Raw genomic sequence first — 18,770 nt, 5'->3', positions numbered from 1 at the left:
CTCGGTTACCTCCACTTGGAGGCCCATCGCGCCCGTTTGTTTTCCAAATGTGTTCCGCGCTACGACAACAGCTCGATCCATAGTCGCGTGGTCGTCACAGCATTATTGGACCGCCTGCTTTCACCTCTCGACGGTGGTCACCATCCGGGCGACAGTTATCGGCTTAGCCAAAAGCGACGCTCCGACCGTCTGCGGAAGATTGGGGCCAGTGCTCGGATCTAACGAAACGCAAACCGATGGGGTCCGTTCTTCAATTCGGCAAGTGGGACTAGTTCCTCGAGTCGTTTGACAGCCATAGCCGATCAATTCTATCCGGCGCTTTCAGGCTTCCGGAAGGTTTCAATCTGCTCCGGAGCTTTACCCAGAGTAGGTTAGAAAGCCGCCAATGCCGAGCCATGATAAGTTCGTCAAGGGAGCGACGACGGAAATCCGGCGTCAGCCACGACAACAGGCTCGGTCCGTTAGCAGGAACTGTGGCTCGAATTTTATCTATGGCGTCGATGGGTATCATCCAAACAATCGATTTTACGAATTGAATGGCATGATCCATTAGACGAGCATCTTGACGGAAATCAAGTCGTCGATGGCGCGCCAGTGGTGTAGAGGGGTCAAATGTGTGGCTTTGGAATGTAATGCTAGCATAAGCGTTCGATCAGCCCATTGCATCATCTTGCAATCGTCGATAGGTCGGGGTTCGCGACCAATCGTCACTTTGATCGCAAGATCGATCGTTTTGGCAAATCGGCAAAGATTATGAGGCCTTTGCATGCGATTTACGTGCGTTGGGAACCGTTGCGGAAAAGGAATCGCAACTCCGACCATGTCGAGGGAATTTACATTCGCACTCGGTACAGTCCGCAACGAGCCGCGTATTGACAGATTCAAACGAGGCGGTCTGGTGACCGCTATTTTGGGAAACGGCGTACGCTACACGCTGCCACACGCGCGTTTCGACCTGCGTCCACGCGCGGCGTCATCATCCTACCTTTGGGCGGCCGGTCTCCGAATGGCCACCAGGATAATTTACCGGAAAGGACGAGAGCAATGACGCACCTCGATTGCTCGTGCGAAGTGCACGGTGAGCGCGATGACGGCACTGGTCGTCACAGCGTTTATTTGACGTTCGACGACGGTCCGCATCCATTTTGTACACCGGAGATTCTCGATATTCTGGCTGAACACCGGGTGCCGGCAACATTCTTCGTCATCGGCGAGTTCCTGGCCGATCAATCGAAATTGATCCAGCGAATGATTGCAGAGGGGCATGAAGTCGCCAACCACACAATGACGCATCCAGACCTGTCTGACTGCGAACCCGACGAGGTGCAACGTCAGATACTCGAGACAAACAGAGCCATAAAAATGGCGTCGCCTCAGGCGGTGGTGCGGCACATCCGAGCTCCTTACGGCATCTGGACCGAAGAAGTGCTCAAGGCTTCGGCGAATGCGGAACTCACTGCCGTGCACTGGTCGGTAGATCCGCGAGACTGGTCTCTTCCCGGGGCCGACGCCATTGTTAATGATGTGCTGCAGTCTGTCCGGCCGGGGTCAATCGTGCTCTTGCACGACGGTTGTCCCTCCAGTGAAATGCAGCAAGGAGCTGACCACAGTCTGCGCCACCAGACTATCATGGCGTTATCTAGCATAATTCCAGCTTTGCATGATCGCGGCTTTGTATTTCGCTCGCTTCCTCGGGAGTTCTGAAGATCCGATGGATATGCTTGACACAACCAGCACTGTCGCCGTCTCGCTTTATGCACTTCTCTCGACTGCATATAAAAGCATGCAGGCCGTTTATTCTCTGCCGACCGATGTTTCATTGGCGTCCCACGGCTTGGGCGGCTTTGACGAGCTGCCCAGCGTAGATGTCATCGTGCCAAGCTTCAACGAGGATCCCCGCACGCTTTCGGAGTGCCTGGCTTCTATTGCGGGTCAGGAATACGGGGGAAGGCTGCAGGTTTACCTAGTTGATGACGGTTCCGAAAATCGCGAGGCTTTGCGACTTGTGCACGAGGCCTTCGCGCGAGACCCCAGATTCAATATTCTCCTGCTTCCCCAGAATGTCGGCAAACGGAAGGCACAGATCGCTGCGATACGCCGCTCTGCTGGAGATATGGTGTTAAACGTCGACTCCGACACGATCCTCGCATCTGATGTCATCAGGAAGCTCGTGCCTAAAATGCAAGATGCGGCTGTCGGCGCGGCCATGGGACAGTTGACGGCCCGCAACCGAAACGACAGTTGGCTGACCCGTTTGATCGACATGGAGTACTGGCTGGCTTGCAACGAGGAGCGTGCGGCACAAGCTCGCTTCGGTGCCGTTATGTGCTGCTGCGGTCCATGTGTTATGTACCGTCGCTCTGCGCTCGCTTCGCTGCTTGACCAGTACGAGTCACAGTATTTTCGGGGAAAGCCAAGCGATTTCGGTGAGGATCGGCATCTCACCATTCTCATGCTGAAGGCAGGCTTTCGAACAGAGTACGTGCCGAGCGCCATCGCAGCGACAGTCGTTCCGAACAAGCTAGGACCGTATCTGCGCCAACAACTACGCTGGGCGCGGAGCACGTTCCGGGACACGTTGCTTGGGCTGCGCCTGCTGCCCAACCTCAATCGCTTCCTTACGCTCGACGTCGTCGGACAGAACCTCGGACCGCTGCTTCTGGCACTATCAGTGCTGACGGGACTCGCACAGCTTGCATTGACGGGCACCGCGCCTTGGTTGGCAGCCCTGATGATTGTGGCCATGACGATGATCCGCTGCAGCGTTGTAGCGCTTCGGGCCCGCCAACTACGGTTCCTCGGATTCTCTCTGCATACATTCATCAATATTTTTCTGCTACTGCCCTTGAAAGCCTACGCGCTGTGCACGCTGAGCAATAGCGACTGGCTGTCGCGCAGCTCTGCTGGCAACTCGAATCAACATCCGACGGCTGATGCACGCACTACAGAATGTTCTGGACATGCGACAGCGCCTCGAAGGCTCAAGCCCGCCCGCCATCCTGCCAGGCGAACGACGTCTGACTGCATGTGCAGCGACGAGTAAGATCTATTTACCGAGGTGAACGAGTTGACACAGAGCGACAATTATCAATTGCTGAATCGGGAACTGGCTGCACCCGATCCATGGGGACTCGACGCCAATCCATTCGAGCGTGAGCGTCACACGCAAATGCTCCGCTTGGCGCTTGCCCAGGGATCCATCTCAAGTGCGCTCGAAGTGGGATGCGCTGCCGGCGCATTTACGGTGCAGCTAGCCCCCCACTGCAAACGGCTCACCGTGATCGATGTTGTGCCTCAGGCTATAGAAAGATCGCGTCGACGCATAAGGGGTTCTCCGCACATCAGCTGGATAGTCTCTGATGTTCAACAGTTTTCACCTGACGAGAGGTTTGATCTGATCGTTGTGGCGGAAGTGCTCTACTACATCGGAGGAATAGCCGAGATGAGAGGGGCTGTTCGGAATTTAGTGCGGATGCTTGCGCCAGATGGATATCTGGTTTTCGGATCGGCGCGCGACGCCAACTGTCGTCGCTGGGGCCACGTTGCTGGTGCTGAGACGATCCTCGGCATGCTGAACGAAACTTTGCTCGAGGTAGAGCGGCTTGAGTGTCGGGGTGAGTCGGTCAACGAAGATTGCTTGCTCGCCTGTTTCCGAAATCCGTTTTCTGCCTCCTAACGGCTCAACCCTCGACGTTCAGACATGGAGACACTATGCGCATCTGTGGTATCAAATTGACCCATGACGGAGCGGACGCGCTTGTCGAGGATGGGTGGCTCGCCTTCTGCGTCGAGCAGGAGAAGCGGGGCAGCAACCCGCGATATGAAACTGTCGACAATCTCGACGCGATTGGCGCCGCTTTGGCGCAACACGGTCCGGATCCACGCGTTCTTGATCAAATCATCATCGACGGCTGGGGTGCAATGCTGAAAGTTCTCTCGAATCCGTCGAGGGCTCCGGTCTCGTTCCAATGACAGGGCATTTCCCTGCAAGAACTATCCTCGTGATAGGTGCCGCGCGGCCACCGCAGCCCGTGGCTCCGATCTGCCTGGAGGACCCGTGCGCCTTATATAGTCAGCCCTCGAACTCCGGATTGCGAAATGTTGTTTAACCATCAGACCCGGATGAGATGCCAGGACAGAATTCCGGCTGTTGTCCATCTCGATGAATCTGCACGACTTCAGACCATCCCAGGCACTCTCTCCGTGAAGGCGCCGAGCTACTCTTCGAATGTAACAAGCTCAGGGACATTCGGCTGCTCTGCAACACGAGTGCCAATTACCACGGACGAGGCGTTTTCCCGGATTCTGCTGCAGCCCTTTAATGGAGACGCAATGAACACATACGGTGCGATGGACCAGGAAGAACCCAACCAACCGAAGAAATGCCGGTCAACGGCGCCCGACGGTCAGATGAGCGCATGTTCATGACCGCAATAGATTTTTCCGACGTAAGTAAGACATATGGCGACAAGGCCGTGGTCAGCGCGCTATCGTTCCGCGTTTCCCCGGGGGAATGCTTCGGGCTGCTTGGACCGAACGGCGCGGGCAAGAGCACGATCGCACGCATGATCCTTGGCATGACAGCCCCTGATGCGGGGAAGATTACCGTGCTCGGCGTGCCGGTGCCTGCCCAGGCTCGCTTGGCGCGAAAGGGTATCGGCGTGGTGCCGCAATTCGACAACCTTGAGCCTGAATTCACTGTGCGCGAGAATCTGCTGGTCTACAGCCGCTACTTCGGCATGAATACACGCAAAGTCGAGGCGGTCATGTCGTCGCTCCTTGAGTTTGCACGCCTAGAGAGCAAGGTGAATGCGCGTGTGTCTGAACTTTCAGGCGGCATGAAGCGGCGCCTGACGCTAGCGCGTGCGTTGATCAATGACCCGCAGCTACTTGTCATGGACGAGCCGACCACCGGTCTCGACCCGCACGCGCGCCACCTGATCTGGGAGCGCCTGCGTTCCCTGCTTACGCGCGGCAAAACGATCATCTTGACCACCCATTTCATGGAAGAAGCCGAACGGTTATGCGATCGACTCTGCGTACTCGAAGGAGGTCGCAGCATTGCCGAAGGGCGTCCGCATGACCTGATCGATGAACTGATCGGGTGCGAAGTCATTGAGATCTACGGCGGCGATCCGCATGAGTTGGAATCGCTGGTCGGGCCATATGCCGATCGCATCGAAATTAGCGGCGAGACCCTTTTTTGCTATGTGTCCGACCCGGAGCAGGTGCGTGTGCGGTTACGGCAGCGCGCGGGCTTGCGCATTCTGCAGCGTCCGCCGAATCTTGAGGATGTATTTTTGCGGTTGACCGGGCGCGAGATGGAGAAGTGAACGATGGATGAAGGTTGTGCTGCGGCTCTGCCCGCCAACGCTTTTAACTGGATTGCGATATGGCGACGCAACTATCTGGCATGGAAGAAAGTAGCACTTGCGTCAATTGTTGGAAGTCTGGCCGATCCTATGATCTACCTGTTTGGCCTCGGCCTTGGCCTCGGAATTATTGTGGGTCGCGTTGACGGCACAACCTACGTTGCATTCTTGGCGGGCGGCATGGTGGCGACAAGCGCGATGACGTCTGCGACGTTCGAGACGATTTACGCGGCCTTTACGCGAATGCACGCCCAACGCACCTGGGAAGCCATGCTCTACACACAAATGACACTTGGGGACATCATCCTGGGTGAGTTGGCATGGGCAGCGAGCAAGGCATTTCTTGCCGGTACGGGAATCATAATCGTCGCCACCGTGCTAGGCTATGCGACGTGGCCATCAGTCGTCTATGTGCTGCCAATTATCATGCTCACTGGATTTGCATTCGCGAGCCTTGCGATGGTAGTCACGGCGCTTGCGCCCAGTTACGAGTATTTCATTTTTTACCAGACGCTCGTCCTCACACCAATGCTGTTCTTGTGCGGCGCGGTGTTTCCAATCACGCAACTGCCCCAGACTTTTCAGCAGGTAGCGCAGTTCTTGCCTCTAGCGCATGCGATCGACCTCATACGCCCGGCAATGCTTGGGCGCCCCGCGAGCAGCATGGGCCTGCATATAGGCGCGCTTTGCATCTACGCGCTTTTGCCGTTCTTCCTGTCGGCAGCGCTGTTGCGTCGGCGCCTGATGTCTTGACGCCACTCGCCACCACGCCAGGAGGGGTATTGCGATGCAGTGTCTTGAAAAGACCCGCAGAGCTCTGAAGATAATCATCATAGTCCGGGAACAAACGAACCCATGTCGGCGCCGGCGAGACGATGCAGGTTTTTCGCTCTGCAACTGGCCGAACTCGGAAGCAAACACCCTTCAGGAAGATCCGGCGTGTATCAGGAGAAAAGCAAATGAAGGTCATCTCAATCGCTACGGCGCTCTTTGCTCTGGCGTGTCCCGCGAACGCGTTCGAAAACAAAGCGGTCGCGGCTACGCTTATCTTAAGGACCGATCGTACGATTGCCGGTCAGCCCATCATCGTTCCACGGAAGGATGTCGAGGTCATCGCTTCGATTTATGAGATTGCGCCCGGTGCGACGTTACCAATTCATCAGCATCGCTATCAGCGCTATGGCTATGTGCTTTCGGGGGAGATCACGGTCACCAATACAGAATCTGGGAAAGAAAGCATTTTCACGGCAGGGGATTTTATCGTCGAGTCCTGGGGCATATGGCATAAAGGGGCGAACAACGGCACCGAGCCGGTAAAGCTGCTCGTGATCGATCAGGTGGAAAAGGGCAGTGAGAATGTTCTGCCGCAAAAATAAAGACGTTGAGGTATTACCGGAGGGCAATCTGGCGCCACGGCTCGGATGTGGTGAACCCGTCCCATATTAGGGGTTGGTTTGCCGCTCCTTGCTAATGTCGATTGGAGCTGCGTGAACCTTCGACTTGCGTCGTCGACAAACTGTCGAGGAGGTTGTTTCATTGGTCGGCTGAACGGCGGGCGTAGGAGAGCATCTGTCCAGTTCCTCCATACTTGGTCGTCAGTCAGCGCGGCTGTTGGGCCAGCGGCGACAGGATCATCGATCATCCGTGAGACTGTAGCGGCGGCGTTTCAAAGAGGCTCCTCATTCCGACGCCATGAATCACGCCGAACGACAAAACCACGAAAGAATGCTAGGAAATCCTGAGACGTCTCATTACCTCATGGGGCGAAGGCATGCGGGATGCTTCCTGGCATAGCACGTCCCGCATCCAGAGGCTTGCCTGATCACTATTGTGAAGCGCGGGCCATTGGAGGGCCTGTGTGAACGCGGGCAAAGGTAGCGGAAGGTCAGCGATCCGCAGGGGTATTGTCTTTTCGAGCTGCTTGACCAGGCGTAAGGGCATTGTCGCTATGCGCTCGGTCCCTGAAAGCATGAACGGAACCATGCTGAAGCCCTGCACGACTACTTCGACATGTCTCTTAAGCCCGTGCCCAAGCAAACACCATTCCTCGATGGAAGCAGCGTTCCCAAACTTCACCACAACGTGCCCCATCGACATATACCTCTCGAGTGTAAGTTGCTCCGAGAGTAGCTTGTTCGAGCGGCAGCCCACGCACACGAGGGTCTCCTCGAATAACGCCACCTTAGGATGTGCGCGCGACATGAGCAATTCCGGAAAGATGAGAAAATCGGCGTCACCGCGCCGCAAGTAATCATCGTAGTTATCGGCGATCGGCAGCAACTCGAAGCTGACGGCGGGCGCTTCTCGGGCGACACGCGTCACGACCTTTTCAAAAAAAACGAGTGCGGCGTAATCGGAAAGAATGACTCTGAAGCAGCGATCCGATTGAGCAGGGCAAAACGGATCCCAGGATATGATCGAAACCTGGATGTGAAGCAGAGCCTCGCGGACCGAAGGCGCGAGCCGCTCCGCACGCGGGGTTGGAACGAGTTCGCGACCGACCATGGTAAAAAGGTCGTCATTGAAATAGGTGCGTAACCTGCCGACGGCCGCGCTCATGGCCGGTTGGCTCAAGTTGATGCTGCGCGCTGCCGCCGTGAGATTACGCTCGGTCATCAAGGCGTCGAGTGCGACGAGGAGATTCAGATCAAGGCCCTTGAACCGCATGTCTTCATCCATAGCGAGGTGGCGAGATAAAAGGTGAAAAGGCTTGGTCTCGCAGTGTGCGGCGCCACGAGAGATCAGCAAGCAAAGGGTCGCCTAAAATTGAGAAAGTATCGATGTTCCAGCCGCCGTGGCTTTGATGGTCTTACTGCTACCTTCAACCGACACGATTCAGTGGTGCCTGATCATTCTGGCGAGTAGCAGTGTTTTCCGCGGATAAAGGTTTCGGTCTGCGACGTCGATCACTTCGGCGCCTTCAATATGTACTTCGGGGGGTAAGACGCACTCGTAGCACTCACCTTCTTCGGCAGGAGTATCTTGGCAATTGAAGTCTTGAGTGTGCTCCGCTGAATGGGCTTTGTCAGCACCATTCAGGTTTGCGCGGGGGTCACTTGCCGCCGGGCCACAATCTTGGTTACGATCATCTGCTGCAAGTGACGGCCCGGCCCGCAATGTCAATGCGAGCAACGCTGCAACGATGACGTAGTAACCAATAACCTTCATGAGACGTTTCCTTTCTTCGACTAAGGCCAGGCGATACCAGGTAGGATTGATGCCATTCCCGCCGCCAGTGCTTCGGGGCTACAGGCGTTGTTGGATTGGTTGAGAGCCTTTCAACGGATCATACCCGGTGGAGTGGAGACGGCCGTCTATGGAGCATCCGCGAAAATTGGTGAAATCTATTGTTTAAATGCGAGTCATCCATTTGATGCATGTAGACGACGTCTTGCCTGCCCGAGCCAACAAGTGTCGCCAAACCCACTGTTTTCAGGGGCGCCTTTTCACCCAGTCCTTCTATCCTCAGTGGGCTTGCGCATGTCGTTGCCGCCATCCCCTTCATCCGGGATAGCAAAGGGCGCCGCGTGCGGGAGGGACACCCCTGCGTCTCCCGTCAGGCTACGACATTTTGTTCGATCGGCTGCCTTGTATGGAGAAGACCGGATTCCTGACGTTTCAGTGTCATCGTTTGCAATGAGATAGAGGTAATGGCCGCAAGCCGGCTGGGTCGACCACGTTTAGCTTCCATCGCGGAACGTCGCCATTAGCTTTCGACGTTCATTTCGAATGATCGTAGCGTGATGAACAAGTCGGTCCACCGCGGCAAGCGTCATGGCCGGGTCCGGAAAGACGCGGTTCCATTCTCCAAAGGGCTGATTGGCGGTGATGATGATGGACCGCCGCTCATATCTTGGGAGATGAGTTCGAAGAGCACGCGGGTTTCGGCCTGGTCCTGGTGACGTAGGCCAGGTCGTCGAGGATAAGCAGATCGAACTTGTCGAGCTTTGCGACGGCGGATTCGATCTGGAGTTCACGCCGTGCGACCTGCAGTTTCTGGACGAGGTCGGTCGTGCGAGTGAACAGCACCCGCCAACCGTTCTCGATCAGCGCGAGGTCGAGGGCCGCGGCGAGATGGCTCTTTCCGCCGCCCGGCGGACCGAACATGAGGATATTGGCACCTTTCGCGACCCAGCTGTCGCAGCGGCAATGGCCATGACCTGGGCCTTGGAGACCATAGGGACTGCATCAAAATCAAAGCTGTCGAGCGTCTTTTCCGGTGGCAGGTTTCGCCTGGGCAAAATACGCCGACGCTTTGCGCAGAATCTCGTTGGCCTGACGAAGCTCGCGGCTCTCCCGCTCAAGAGCATTCATATTCTCGGCGACATCGTTCGGCCGGCCTGCTCGCTTACCGCTATCGACCTCGGTCTTCTTCACCCATTCGTGCAGCGTGCGTGGCCGGCGAGCAGCCGATCTTGACCGCGATAGATGAAACGGCAGCCCACCGCGCGGGGTGCTCGGCTTCGTGATCCAGCACCATGCGGATGGCACGCTCACGGACTTCAGGCGAGAATTTGTTCGTTGTCTTGCTCATATCGGCTCCAATCTCTCATGAGTTGAAGCCTCCGGCAAACTCGGCGCGGTTCTTGAATCCCAAAAAGGGAACCGGCTATAGGCTTGTGTTTTTAAGCAAAACGTCACCCTCCACTCCTAGGTCCTGTTGACAAAGTCAGCAGTGATAATGCGATAAGATCGCTCCTAACGGAGGATTTGATGTCTGGAGCTGATCGGGAAATACGACTTCGACTTAGTGTGCAACGCGCCTTGCTCGGGGCCGTATCATCGACGCTCGCCGCCGTTACGTGTGGCTGGAGTGGCAACGAGATTGTCCTCGAATTCTTGGTCGATCCCGATTTCAGCGATGATGACCGCGAACGCATGGAGGTAGTCGCATCCGAGGTCATCTCGGATTTCGGTTATGAAACAATAATGACTGTCTTCACATCCCCACCATCGGATGGACCGAAGGTTCCGGTTGATAGGCGATGGTGGGCTTACAGGCGATTTGAGCCATTGCTGGGCTAAAGGCGTTCCATGAAGTGCGGCAGCCAGATTTTTGCGGCGGCCAGCAAAAGGAACGCTTCGAAGGAAGTTCGGGTCTTGTCGTAACGGGTGGCAATCCGTCGGAACTGTTTGAGCCGGTTGAACATTCGTTCGATGCGGTTGCGGTCTTTATAAACTTTGAAGTCGCAGGAAGGCGGGTCTTTCCGGTTCGCTTTTGGCGGAATCACGGGCCGAATGCCGTGGATCAGCAACTCTTCGCGGGCGGAGTCGCCGTCGTAGCCCTTGTCAGCAAGGAATGATTTAGGTTTGCCAACGGGTATGGTAAGAAGCGCTGGAACGGCGCTAGCTATAATTAGAAGCCTCGCCACCTGTCAGGACAAAGCCGAGAGGACGTCCCTGACCGTCTGCGCGGGCATGGACTTTTGTCGTAAAGCCGCCGCGTGATCGACCAAAACCCTCCTTATAAGTCCCCCTTTAGCGCCCGCAGCCTGCGAATGGCCGCGAACCGTGGTGCTGTCAATCATATGTTGCCAGTCATCGGTCAATCCAAGTTCGACAAGCGTTTCCAGAAGTGCGTCCCAAACACCTTGTTCGGCCCAGCGGCGGAAACGAACATAGACCGAATTCCACTTTCCATATCGCTCGTGCATATCGCGCCACGGACAGCCGACGCGCAGAACATGGAGCATCCCGTTAAAAAAGCGGCGGTTGTCGTGGGATGGCCGAGACTTGCGACCACGCTCGGTCGGCAATAGCGGTTCGACAATCCGCCATTCCTCATCACTCAAATCGCCTCGTGCCATAGCTGCTTCCTAAAAAGCAGTCTTGAATCACGCCTAGGCTGATTTGGGAATCCACTTTGTCAACAGGACCTAGTCTCAACCGAAATCGGAGGGTCAAACCGAACCCACTCGTACTCAGAAAGATGGTTCTTGGGACGGCGTATCGAGCCCGAGAGATCCCATTCCTTAGCGCTGTCATTGCCATTGCTGGGATGAAACTCGATCATCCCGTTTCGGTCGCTGATCGCAACCTCGGATAGCCTCATCCGATCCCGATCAGAACCCATTTTCTCCTTGAAGCGTGCAGCGGCTCTGGGGTCTGGCTCAAAGCAATAGAGCTGGGCGCTCGGAAGAAGGCGCAGAAAGCGTTGAGCATCGCTTCCGTCATTGCACCCAATGTCAAAGATTACAGGGTTAGGCTTATCGAGAAGCGAAACGATCTGTCGATGTACGTTTAACTCACACACCGGATCCATCACAGTCTCCTTAACTTTTCGAAGTGCCCCTGCTGAACGAGCTCGGACAGGATATCACTGAAATACCGAGCCATTTGGCCCTTCTTTCGACATGGTTGTTGACGCGTCGCCGTGCGATTAGGTGGGCACGGCGCATTGTCGGTCGCGGGCTTTGCTATTCGCGAGTTTGTTTGGCGTAACGACGCGACCCCAAGCTATGCTGAAAGCCCACTAGTCACCGAGGCCTCAGCGGGGACGGATACCTGTGATTTGCGGCCACGTACCGGGCTTAAGCATATGCAACGCTGCTCCCAAATCTGCCGAAGTTCATTTAGGAAAGTCTCACGACTACCTGAAACAGGCGCGATTCCATCCAAAATGTCGCCAACCAGGGCTTCTCCCTCAATCCTAATTAGCTGTTCAAACAACTCCGGTGAAATACGCACGGCCTGCAGGCTGGAGGCGCCTGTGCGGATCTCACATACAGTCTCTTGCCGATCCAGGGTGGAATATGCACGCGCCTGATGGAGACTTGCGTAAGGTGGCAAGGAAACTGCTAGTTTATTCCACTCCTCCATCGTTGAGATTCGCTTCTTGACGAGAAATGGACCGATCACAAGTGCATCCAGGTCGGTCGTCAAAAAAGTCGTTACGGCATCCCTAACCGAATCCACTACCGGCTCGGCGTTGTTGTTAAACGACGTGTTGAGCAAGATCGGAACGCCGGTTCGCTTCCCGAAAGCATTGATTAGCTCCCAATATGCGGGATTTGTCTCGCGTGACACTGTCTGCAAACGAGCCGTACCATCTACGTGCGTGATGGCGCCTAGCGAACTACGCTTGGGTTCGCGCACAGACACTACGAAATTCATAAAAGGAAATTTGCGCAAGGTACCTGGCAGATCAAAAAATTCCACGGCGTCCTCCTCCAATACCGAGGGAGCAAATGGGCGGTAGCCTTCCCGCTTCTTGACCATCATATTAATTCGATCCTTGTTTGACGCCGGCCTCGGATCAGCAAGAATACTCCGGTTGCCTAGCGCCCGTGGACCGAACTCCGAACGCCCCTGCACCCAGGCGATCACGGCGCCATCCGCAATCCATTCGGCTGCTTTGCCTGTCACGTCATCACTCCGTTCAATTTCGAGATGCTGGCCCCAAGCAAAAAGTTCCTCCTCCACGCTTCCTTCGCTCTCCAGGTCGGGTCCCCAATAGACGTTTTGCAAACGCTCACGAGGTGCCGGATGCCCCAGATCATGAGACGCCATCAATGCGGCGCCTAGTGCGCAGCCAGCGTCATGGGCAGCCGGTTGCACGAAGATGTCGTCAAACATCCCCGAGTACAGCAGCTTGCCATTCAAAGTGCAGTTGTGAGCCACTCCTCCGGCCAAACACAGTCGTTCGATGCCCGTAACCTTGGTGTAATGCCGTAGGACGTGGAACACGATCCGTTCCAGTGCTTCCTGCAGTGAAGCACTCACATCTTTATGCTGCTGCGTGAACGGCATGCCTTTCTGGCGTATTTGAATGTTACTGAGCAACGTAGGACCAACTCGGTCGAGATGGACCCGATAACCACCGTCGTCTAGGAGTTCGTAAAATTGTTCGAAGATCTCGCGGTACGAAGCGGGATTGCCGTAAGGTGCCAGACCCATGATCTTATATTCATCGAACGCGCCATAACCTAGGTAGCGGATCGTTTCCAAGTATAGCAGCCCTAGAGAATCATTCTCCGGAAATGTCACGAGTGGCTCAATCTCCGTGCTGGAACCAATCGCCAAAAGCCCCGAAAGAAAGTCTCCACCGCCGTCAATTGAGAGGACCAAACTTCGCTCGAAGCCCGACATGAAAAACGAGCTCACCGCGTGCGACATATGGTGGCTCACGAACGACACACGTGAGGGATCAATTTCGGCACCAAATTCTTGCCCGAGTAATCCGCACAACAACAGTCTCGCGTCCGGTATTGGGGTACTTGGGTGAGAGAGGCGCACGCGCTCGAGCACAGCGTTGCAATAGGCCTCGGTCGCATAATACGCGATGCGGTCGATGTCGCTCAGGTGAACACCTGCAGATGCGAGGCAATATTGAATCGAACGCGTTGGTAACTTGTTGGAGTGCTTGATCCGGTTAAGGCGCTCCTCCTCGACCGCCGCTATCACTCGCCCGTCGCGAACGAGAACCGCAGCCCCATCGTGCATAAAGGTGTTCGGTAGATCGAACGAATTTTCGTAGACTCTGCTTAGACCGCCACTGAGCCCTAGACACAGCATGTTGCTCTCCAGTTCGTTTCGAAAGGTAGGTCGCTCTGGTCTGGCCACCGGCTTTCGCAGTTTCATAGGGTGGCGCTTGACAGTGCAGCTAGAGCTCACGGGTCGAAGCCGAAATCAGATCGTGACCGGATCGGTGAGATTGCCGACAATCGGCGCTAACAGAGCCCCAGACCGAAGCATTTGCGGCAGTAACGCCGCGTAACGTATCCACATTACCCAGTCCTTCATCTTTCCGCCCGACAGCCACAACGACGTTTGGTGGTCGCTGCAAAGGTCGCAGACCGTATCCTTGCAGCGGCGAGTGCGCCTGCGTTGGCTCCGAGGCATAGCACACAGAATTCCGCCGCCGGCCTCCGTCATTCGCATATGCGCCAGTACCGAACTCAGCTCCCACGCGGTGGGGCCGCCATTGATAATCACGTCGAACGGCGCCCACGGCGTGAGAACCGATCTGCAACAAACGCTAGAAGGGGAAGCAGTAGAAAGATGACCAGCGCGCGGTGAAGACGAATAGGAGGCGGCATCGACCGGGGCAAAAGTGCGTCCCGTGAGAGCCCACTGAAACGTCGAGAAGCAACGACCAAGATTCTACCCGATCACGTCGAGCGCAAGATAACGATCGAGACCAGGCAGCAGACCGACTGCCTCATCTCGTTTTCCCAGCACAGTCTCCACGGCACCCGAGGACCCATTTTAAGAACTCCGAATTACGGCTTTTACAAAACGCTTCTTCAGCGTCTTCTAATGGCAACCGTTTCGATCAGTAAAATCGATTGTTTGGATGGAATGCATTCACGAAAACGATGGCGTGACTCAGCAGTGAAGCGAGCGGCGACCCCATCCTTCTCTCTATGGCGGCCGTGTGCAAGGCAGATCCGCCTGTGACATTCGACCGACAAACTCCTCGTGTCTTGTCATAAAAGCAACACTCCTTCGCTACTCTTGTTTCAGCCGACAAAGCCAAGCCGCATGTTCGTCTCGGCACATCAATGAGCCTAATGGCAGCGCTAGCTGCAAGGAAACTGCGTTCGGTCTTGGTCAGCACCGCCGCTGCGAGTGCCGCGAAACGTGGGCCAAGCGCTTCAACATTTTCCCCGGCGTAAGTGCGCAGCATCTGGTCTTTGAAGCGCCAGCCGACGAAGGAGAAGCCTGGGTTGGTGCGCGGCTCCTTCACCACTTTAGGGACCGGGACGATAAATCGGCAGAGGCCGCGGTAACTCCAAAAAATAATGCGGCGCTAAAAAATTGGCCTCAGGCTAGACCGTGGGTATAGACTGGTAGTCCGGTAGGCGCTATTCGTGCTGTTCCAGCATAACATCAGCCACCCCGTGGATTCTCCAAGGCCTCTTATATTGAAAAAAGTGCAACGCAGTTTTGCCGTCGAGTACAAGAACGGCAGGCGAAAACTTGATGCCAGATCGAACTCGATCTGGGGCGATGTGGATCTAAAGTCAGTCGCGCGCGATCTAGAGGAAGAGGCATTGCCTTTTCTGTCAGGTAGCTCTCAGAGTGGCAAACCCGACAGCGAAATGTCTTTGCCGGAACAAGATCAGGCCGAGCAGTTGTTGACAGCGCCTCTCGGGCCGTCGACAACTGCATCAGATACACAGGAGATGAGCATGGCCGACGAGACTAATACGACAACCAAGGTCGATGGACAGACCGTTGTCGAAACGCCTAATGCGCCGAAGAAACAGCGCAAACCGCGCGCCAAAAAAGTCGCGGCACTCGAGACCGCGTTAGCTGACGCTACGGCAGAGCCGGCAGCTGCGCTGGCCGGGGACGGTGGTGTGAAGAGGAGAGGGCGCAAGACAAAGGCTATCGAAGCCACGGCGAGCGCCAAACGCGCACCTGTGCGCCGTGCTCCAAAGGCTGTGCAGGCAGCGCCGGCTGCCCCGATGACGGCGAGCGATGAAATGGCAGACCTTTTGCAGTTGGAAGAGGAAAATCAGCGGCTGCGCAAGCTTCTTGCTGGAAAACTTCGCGCTGAAAATGAAGATCTGCGCAAACGGCTCAAGCTCGATTGATATAAGCAGCCGGTCAATAAGCGACCGGATCTACATTCTTATCGAGACAAACAATTCGGCAACGGTAATGCTGTTGCCGGACCCCAAACTCACTGCCTGCTTGCGGGATAAAACGCGAGGTCGGATAGATGGCGTCTCCCTGGAAACTTCTTGCCCGACTGATCTCACCGGGTCGCGAACAAAAGCGAGAAAACGGCTCGGACCAGAAGGTTACGCCGGACACATTGGCCATTGCCGGTCCGACCGAAACGCCTGCCGAGAAGAGCCTCATAAGCGCCGTTCGACCGGCAAGCGAGGGGCCTCCCCGTCACGGCCATTCTCCTGCAATTTCCACCGAGTTTGTTGTTTCTAAGGAAGTCGGAATCGGTGGCCACGATCAGGTCGAAGGCCAAGATGCCAAAAACGTTGAGGCGGCCGATCCACCTCCATTCGGCGGGCTTAGTACCGACATCGCCGCTGGGCACGATGCTACGAGGCTCGAGCGAACTCTCGAGGTCGCCCCGCGTAAGAAGGCATCAGCCGCGATTGCAAACGCTGCCCCGGCAGTTCACACTGCGGACCAGATGAGCCTCGACGAAGACATCAGGGTGCTCAGGAGGCAGCTAGCCAGAAAGCTAAGGCTGCAAAACGCGCAGTTGAGAACAATGCTGGAGCGGTTTGAACGGTGACCTGTCGCAGTGCAACAACCTGTCGCCCTGGGCATGTAGTGGAGCCAACGGCAGCATCACCTGTGTACGGCAAGGACAAATAATTGGGGTCCGAACACGGTCCCATTTCGTCGAGATCAACGACAAGAGTGTTTAGGCCATGTTCTAGGCATTTAACCGCGCTCGATCGCCACCGTGAACATCGAGCCTGCCGCAGGTTTCCTGGATGCGCGTCTCCGCCGCCTGCGCAATCGAAGCCGCATTGGTGGCGTCAAGCTGAACTGTCCGGGCGTCTGGTCCGTTTTGAACGAAGGTGTCGCCTGCTTCAAGTTGGCGCGCGCAACCGAGCCGGTGAAGCCGTGCTGCGCCAGACCTTTCACGATATTTGACGGCGGATTTCTTTGCCAGTGGCGAGAGCTGAACTGTGACGCGATCGAGACCGACACATGCCATGGACTGCGAATTCAGCGATCGATTTAAAATCGAGCAATTGGGGGCTTGCCTCCTGCCTAACATCTCGACGAACTCGAGCTCGATTAAGTGATCACTCCAAGGTCCTCCGTTTGCCAGTCTAGATCGGCTGGCGGCCAAGATAAGCATCGAACGCGGCAGCGACATGGCGAAGGGCAGAGCGACGTTCGTGCCGCACACTGACTAAACCGTTGTCAAACTCAACGATCCCATCCTCAGCCAGAATCTCTAGCTGCTTAGCTGAACTCACTAGATGGGTCTGATCAAATCCCTGAGCCGTACAGATTGCTGATATGTCCGCCTCCAAGTAGCACATGAGCTGTTCGATGATTGCAGCTCTTACGCGATCCTCGGTAGCTAAACGGTAGCCCCTTGAGATCGCCAAGCGGCCGGATGCTATGTGCCGGTTATAACAGCTTTGCGTGAGATCGTTTTGAACGTAACCGTCGCCGCAACGACCAATGGCGGACGCGCCCAAACCGATGACAGTTGAGCAGGTTTCGGCAGAGTAACCAAGCGAATTTCGGCGCAGACGACCAGCTCTCTGTGCTATTGCAAGCTCGTCATCCGGCAAAGCAAAATGGTCGAGACCAATTTGCAGATAGCCTGCTGCAACTAACGTATCGGCCATGGCTGAGGCCTGCTCAGCTCGCGCGGCTATATCGGGCAGTGCTGCTGTGTCAATCAAGCGCTGATTTTTTCGAAAAGATGGAACGTGGGAATAACCGAAAACCGCGAGGCGGTCGGGACGCATCGCAATAGCTAACATAGCGCTCTCGAGACAGGACTGGACGGTTTGGTTCGGCAAACCGAACATCAAGTCGAAATTGATACGCCTGACCCCATACAGGCGGAGGTTTTCGACGGCGGTCATCACTTGCGCCTCGCTCTGAATCCGGTTGATCGCTTTTTGTACGACGGGATCGAAGCTCTGCACACCGACGCTTGCGCGATTCACACCGGTTCTTTCTAGGGCTTCGGCCATATCGGTGGTGAACGTGCGCGGGTCGACCTCAACGGCAATGGTTGCACCTCGCTCAAGCGCAAAACGGCCGCGCAGGAGTTCCATTAGCGACAGGAAGTCTGCCGATGGCATAATGGTCGGGGATCCGCCGCCAAAGTGCACGTCACCCACGGAGAGTGCCTGCGGCACTTGCTCGGCGACCAGGCGGATTTCCTCGCGCAGCATTGCTAGATAATCGGTTATCAAAGTGTCCCGACGAGTGATGCTAGTCGGAAAACCACAATACCAGCACATCGAGCGGCAGAATGGAATGTGGAGATAGAGCGAGACAGCGTCATCAGTTCCCTGGCTTCTCAGCCATTGCTCATAAGTGTGGGCGCCGATTTCTGGAGAAAACTCCTGTATTGTTGGGTAGATAGTATACCAAGGCAACTGCGCCCCGCTATTTGTGTTCGGAACGAAAATCGACGACGGTGCGCGCAAAGACTTTCGCCTGCAGTCCGTGTCACGTTCACATACAATATTTGACACGTTTTTTTCCTTCGAAAGCGTGGTCCTATTGGGCACATGCCACGCCCGGAATGGACTTGATGTTCGATTTGACGTCGCATTCGGAAAGGGCCTTCGGCTCATCGCCAGGCTCGTCGCCGCTCGTTGCGACGCTGAGGTGCTTCTTGCGGCGCTTCGCCGCCTTGTCTGGATATTGCGCTAATACTTCCGCAATGAGCTGTTCATGCAAAACGCTGTCATTCTCGTAATCAAGGCTCATGGGCCC

14 protein-coding genes and 5 pseudogenes are annotated in these 18,770 nt (G+C 55.8%); 9 read left to right on the top strand and 10 right to left on the bottom strand.

The window, feature by feature from the left end; translation table 11 throughout:
* The first annotated feature begins 1,044 nt into the window (after window positions 1-1,044).
* From nodB to AMK02_RS24895, 7 genes and pseudogenes are all read left to right on the top strand, one after another.
* A complete protein-coding gene (gene nodB, locus AMK02_RS24925) occupies window positions 1,045-1,704 on the top strand; it encodes a chitooligosaccharide deacetylase NodB (protein ID WP_011053465.1) in 660 nt (219 codons plus the stop codon).
* A 7-nt stretch (window positions 1,705-1,711) separates the two neighbouring features.
* Window positions 1,712-3,043, top strand: a complete 1,332-nt coding sequence (nodC, locus tag AMK02_RS24920; protein ID WP_011053464.1) for a chitooligosaccharide synthase NodC — start codon at window positions 1,712-1,714, stop codon at window positions 3,041-3,043.
* Window positions 3,044-3,058: 15 nt separating this feature from the next.
* Complete coding sequence (nodS, locus tag AMK02_RS24915) at window positions 3,059-3,676, top strand: nodulation methyltransferase NodS (protein WP_011053463.1); 618 nt, start codon at window positions 3,059-3,061, stop codon at window positions 3,674-3,676.
* 35 nt (window positions 3,677-3,711) lie between these two features.
* A pseudogene (locus AMK02_RS32365) lies at window positions 3,712-3,915 on the top strand (carbamoyltransferase N-terminal domain-containing protein); the annotation flags it as partial.
* A 467-nt stretch (window positions 3,916-4,382) separates the two neighbouring features.
* Window positions 4,383-5,333, top strand: coding sequence for a nodulation factor ABC transporter ATP-binding protein NodI (nodI, locus tag AMK02_RS24905; protein WP_016737487.1), 951 nt, complete (start codon window positions 4,383-4,385; stop codon window positions 5,331-5,333).
* A gap of 3 nt (window positions 5,334-5,336) precedes the next feature.
* Window positions 5,337-6,125 (top strand): ABC transporter permease, encoded by a 789-nt coding sequence (locus AMK02_RS24900; protein ID WP_011053461.1) that lies wholly within the window; start codon window positions 5,337-5,339, stop codon window positions 6,123-6,125.
* Between the two features lie 206 nt (window positions 6,126-6,331).
* A complete protein-coding gene (locus tag AMK02_RS24895; RefSeq protein ID WP_010020624.1) occupies window positions 6,332-6,748 on the top strand; it encodes a cupin domain-containing protein in 417 nt (138 codons plus the stop codon).
* Window positions 6,749-7,100: 352 nt separating this feature from the next.
* On the opposite strand, the gene nodD1 is transcribed toward AMK02_RS24895, so the two are convergent.
* The 8 genes and pseudogenes from nodD1 to AMK02_RS30715 all read right to left on the bottom strand — a co-directional run bounded on the left by nodD1 (window position 7,101) and on the right by AMK02_RS30715 (window position 15,063).
* Entirely contained in the window at window positions 7,101-8,039 is a 939-nt protein-coding gene (nodD1, locus tag AMK02_RS24890; RefSeq protein WP_029532439.1) for a transcriptional regulator NodD1, read from the bottom strand.
* 168 nt (window positions 8,040-8,207) lie between these two features.
* Complete coding sequence (gene nolE / locus AMK02_RS24885) at window positions 8,208-8,540, bottom strand: nodulation protein NolE (protein ID WP_010022281.1); 333 nt, start codon at window positions 8,538-8,540, stop codon at window positions 8,208-8,210.
* Window positions 8,541-8,928: 388 nt separating this feature from the next.
* A pseudogene (istB, locus tag AMK02_RS24880) lies at window positions 8,929-9,604 on the bottom strand (IS21-like element helper ATPase IstB); the annotation flags it as partial.
* A gap of 7 nt (window positions 9,605-9,611) precedes the next feature.
* Window positions 9,612-9,906: pseudogene (locus AMK02_RS31460) on the bottom strand (transposase); the annotation flags it as partial.
* 487 nt (window positions 9,907-10,393) lie between these two features.
* A pseudogene (locus tag AMK02_RS32740) lies at window positions 10,394-11,179 on the bottom strand (IS5 family transposase).
* A gap of 59 nt (window positions 11,180-11,238) precedes the next feature.
* Window positions 11,239-11,634 (bottom strand): FkbM family methyltransferase, encoded by a 396-nt coding sequence (locus AMK02_RS24860; RefSeq protein WP_011053455.1) that lies wholly within the window; start codon window positions 11,632-11,634, stop codon window positions 11,239-11,241.
* Between the two features lie 194 nt (window positions 11,635-11,828).
* Window positions 11,829-13,886: a carbamoyltransferase family protein gene (locus AMK02_RS24855; protein ID WP_011053454.1), complete on the bottom strand. Its 2,058-nt coding sequence runs from the start codon at window positions 13,884-13,886 to the stop codon at window positions 11,829-11,831.
* 760 nt (window positions 13,887-14,646) lie between these two features.
* On the bottom strand, window positions 14,647-15,063 hold the full coding sequence (locus AMK02_RS30715) for a hypothetical protein (RefSeq protein ID WP_011053452.1): 417 nt from the start codon (window positions 15,061-15,063) through the stop codon (window positions 14,647-14,649).
* 175 nt (window positions 15,064-15,238) lie between these two features.
* On the opposite strand from AMK02_RS30715, the gene AMK02_RS24845 reads away from it, so the two are divergent.
* Both AMK02_RS24845 and AMK02_RS24840 read left to right on the top strand, forming a co-directional pair.
* The gene (locus AMK02_RS24845) at window positions 15,239-15,913 is read left to right on the top strand and encodes a transcriptional regulator (protein ID WP_046977195.1); all 675 of its coding nucleotides are present in this window, start codon (window positions 15,239-15,241) and stop codon (window positions 15,911-15,913) included.
* Window positions 15,914-16,041: 128 nt separating this feature from the next.
* Complete coding sequence (locus AMK02_RS24840) at window positions 16,042-16,581, top strand: hypothetical protein (protein WP_004679185.1); 540 nt, start codon at window positions 16,042-16,044, stop codon at window positions 16,579-16,581.
* Window positions 16,582-17,131: 550 nt separating this feature from the next.
* On the opposite strand, the gene hemN is transcribed toward AMK02_RS24840, so the two are convergent.
* Complete coding sequence (gene hemN, locus AMK02_RS24835; RefSeq protein ID WP_080712026.1) at window positions 17,132-18,478, bottom strand: oxygen-independent coproporphyrinogen III oxidase; 1,347 nt, start codon at window positions 18,476-18,478, stop codon at window positions 17,132-17,134.
* Between the two features lie 88 nt (window positions 18,479-18,566).
* A pseudogene (locus tag AMK02_RS24830) lies at window positions 18,567-18,764 on the bottom strand (hypothetical protein); the annotation flags it as partial.
* Between the last annotated feature and the right edge of the window lie 6 nt (window positions 18,765-18,770).

This window comes from Rhizobium sp. N731, from assembly GCF_001664145.1.
In the GTDB taxonomy this organism is placed as follows: domain Bacteria; phylum Pseudomonadota; class Alphaproteobacteria; order Rhizobiales; family Rhizobiaceae; genus Rhizobium; species Rhizobium esperanzae.
This window is presented reverse-complemented; position numbering and strand designations above follow the sequence as displayed.

Excerpts from the sequence above, each read along its gene's own strand:
- nodC (WP_011053464.1), top strand. The coding sequence starts at position 1,712 with ATGGATATGCTTGACACAACCAGCACTGTCGCCGTCTCGCTTTATGCA.
- nodI (WP_016737487.1), top strand. The coding sequence starts at position 4,383 with ATGCCGGTCAACGGCGCCCGACGGTCAGATGAGCGCATGTTCATGACC.
- nolE (WP_010022281.1), bottom strand. The coding sequence starts at position 8,540 with ATGAAGGTTATTGGTTACTACGTCATCGTTGCAGCGTTGCTCGCATTG.
- nodD1 (WP_029532439.1), bottom strand. The coding sequence starts at position 8,039 with ATGCGGTTCAAGGGCCTTGATCTGAATCTCCTCGTCGCACTCGACGCC.
- nodB (WP_011053465.1), top strand. The coding sequence starts at position 1,045 with ATGACGCACCTCGATTGCTCGTGCGAAGTGCACGGTGAGCGCGATGAC.
- AMK02_RS24855 (WP_011053454.1), bottom strand. The coding sequence starts at position 13,886 with ATGCTGTGTCTAGGGCTCAGTGGCGGTCTAAGCAGAGTCTACGAAAAT.
- AMK02_RS24895 (WP_010020624.1), top strand. The coding sequence starts at position 6,332 with ATGAAGGTCATCTCAATCGCTACGGCGCTCTTTGCTCTGGCGTGTCCC.
- AMK02_RS24900 (WP_011053461.1), top strand. The coding sequence starts at position 5,337 with ATGGATGAAGGTTGTGCTGCGGCTCTGCCCGCCAACGCTTTTAACTGG.
- AMK02_RS24860 (WP_011053455.1), bottom strand. The coding sequence starts at position 11,634 with ATGGATCCGGTGTGTGAGTTAAACGTACATCGACAGATCGTTTCGCTT.
- AMK02_RS24840 (WP_004679185.1), top strand. The coding sequence starts at position 16,042 with ATGGCGTCTCCCTGGAAACTTCTTGCCCGACTGATCTCACCGGGTCGC.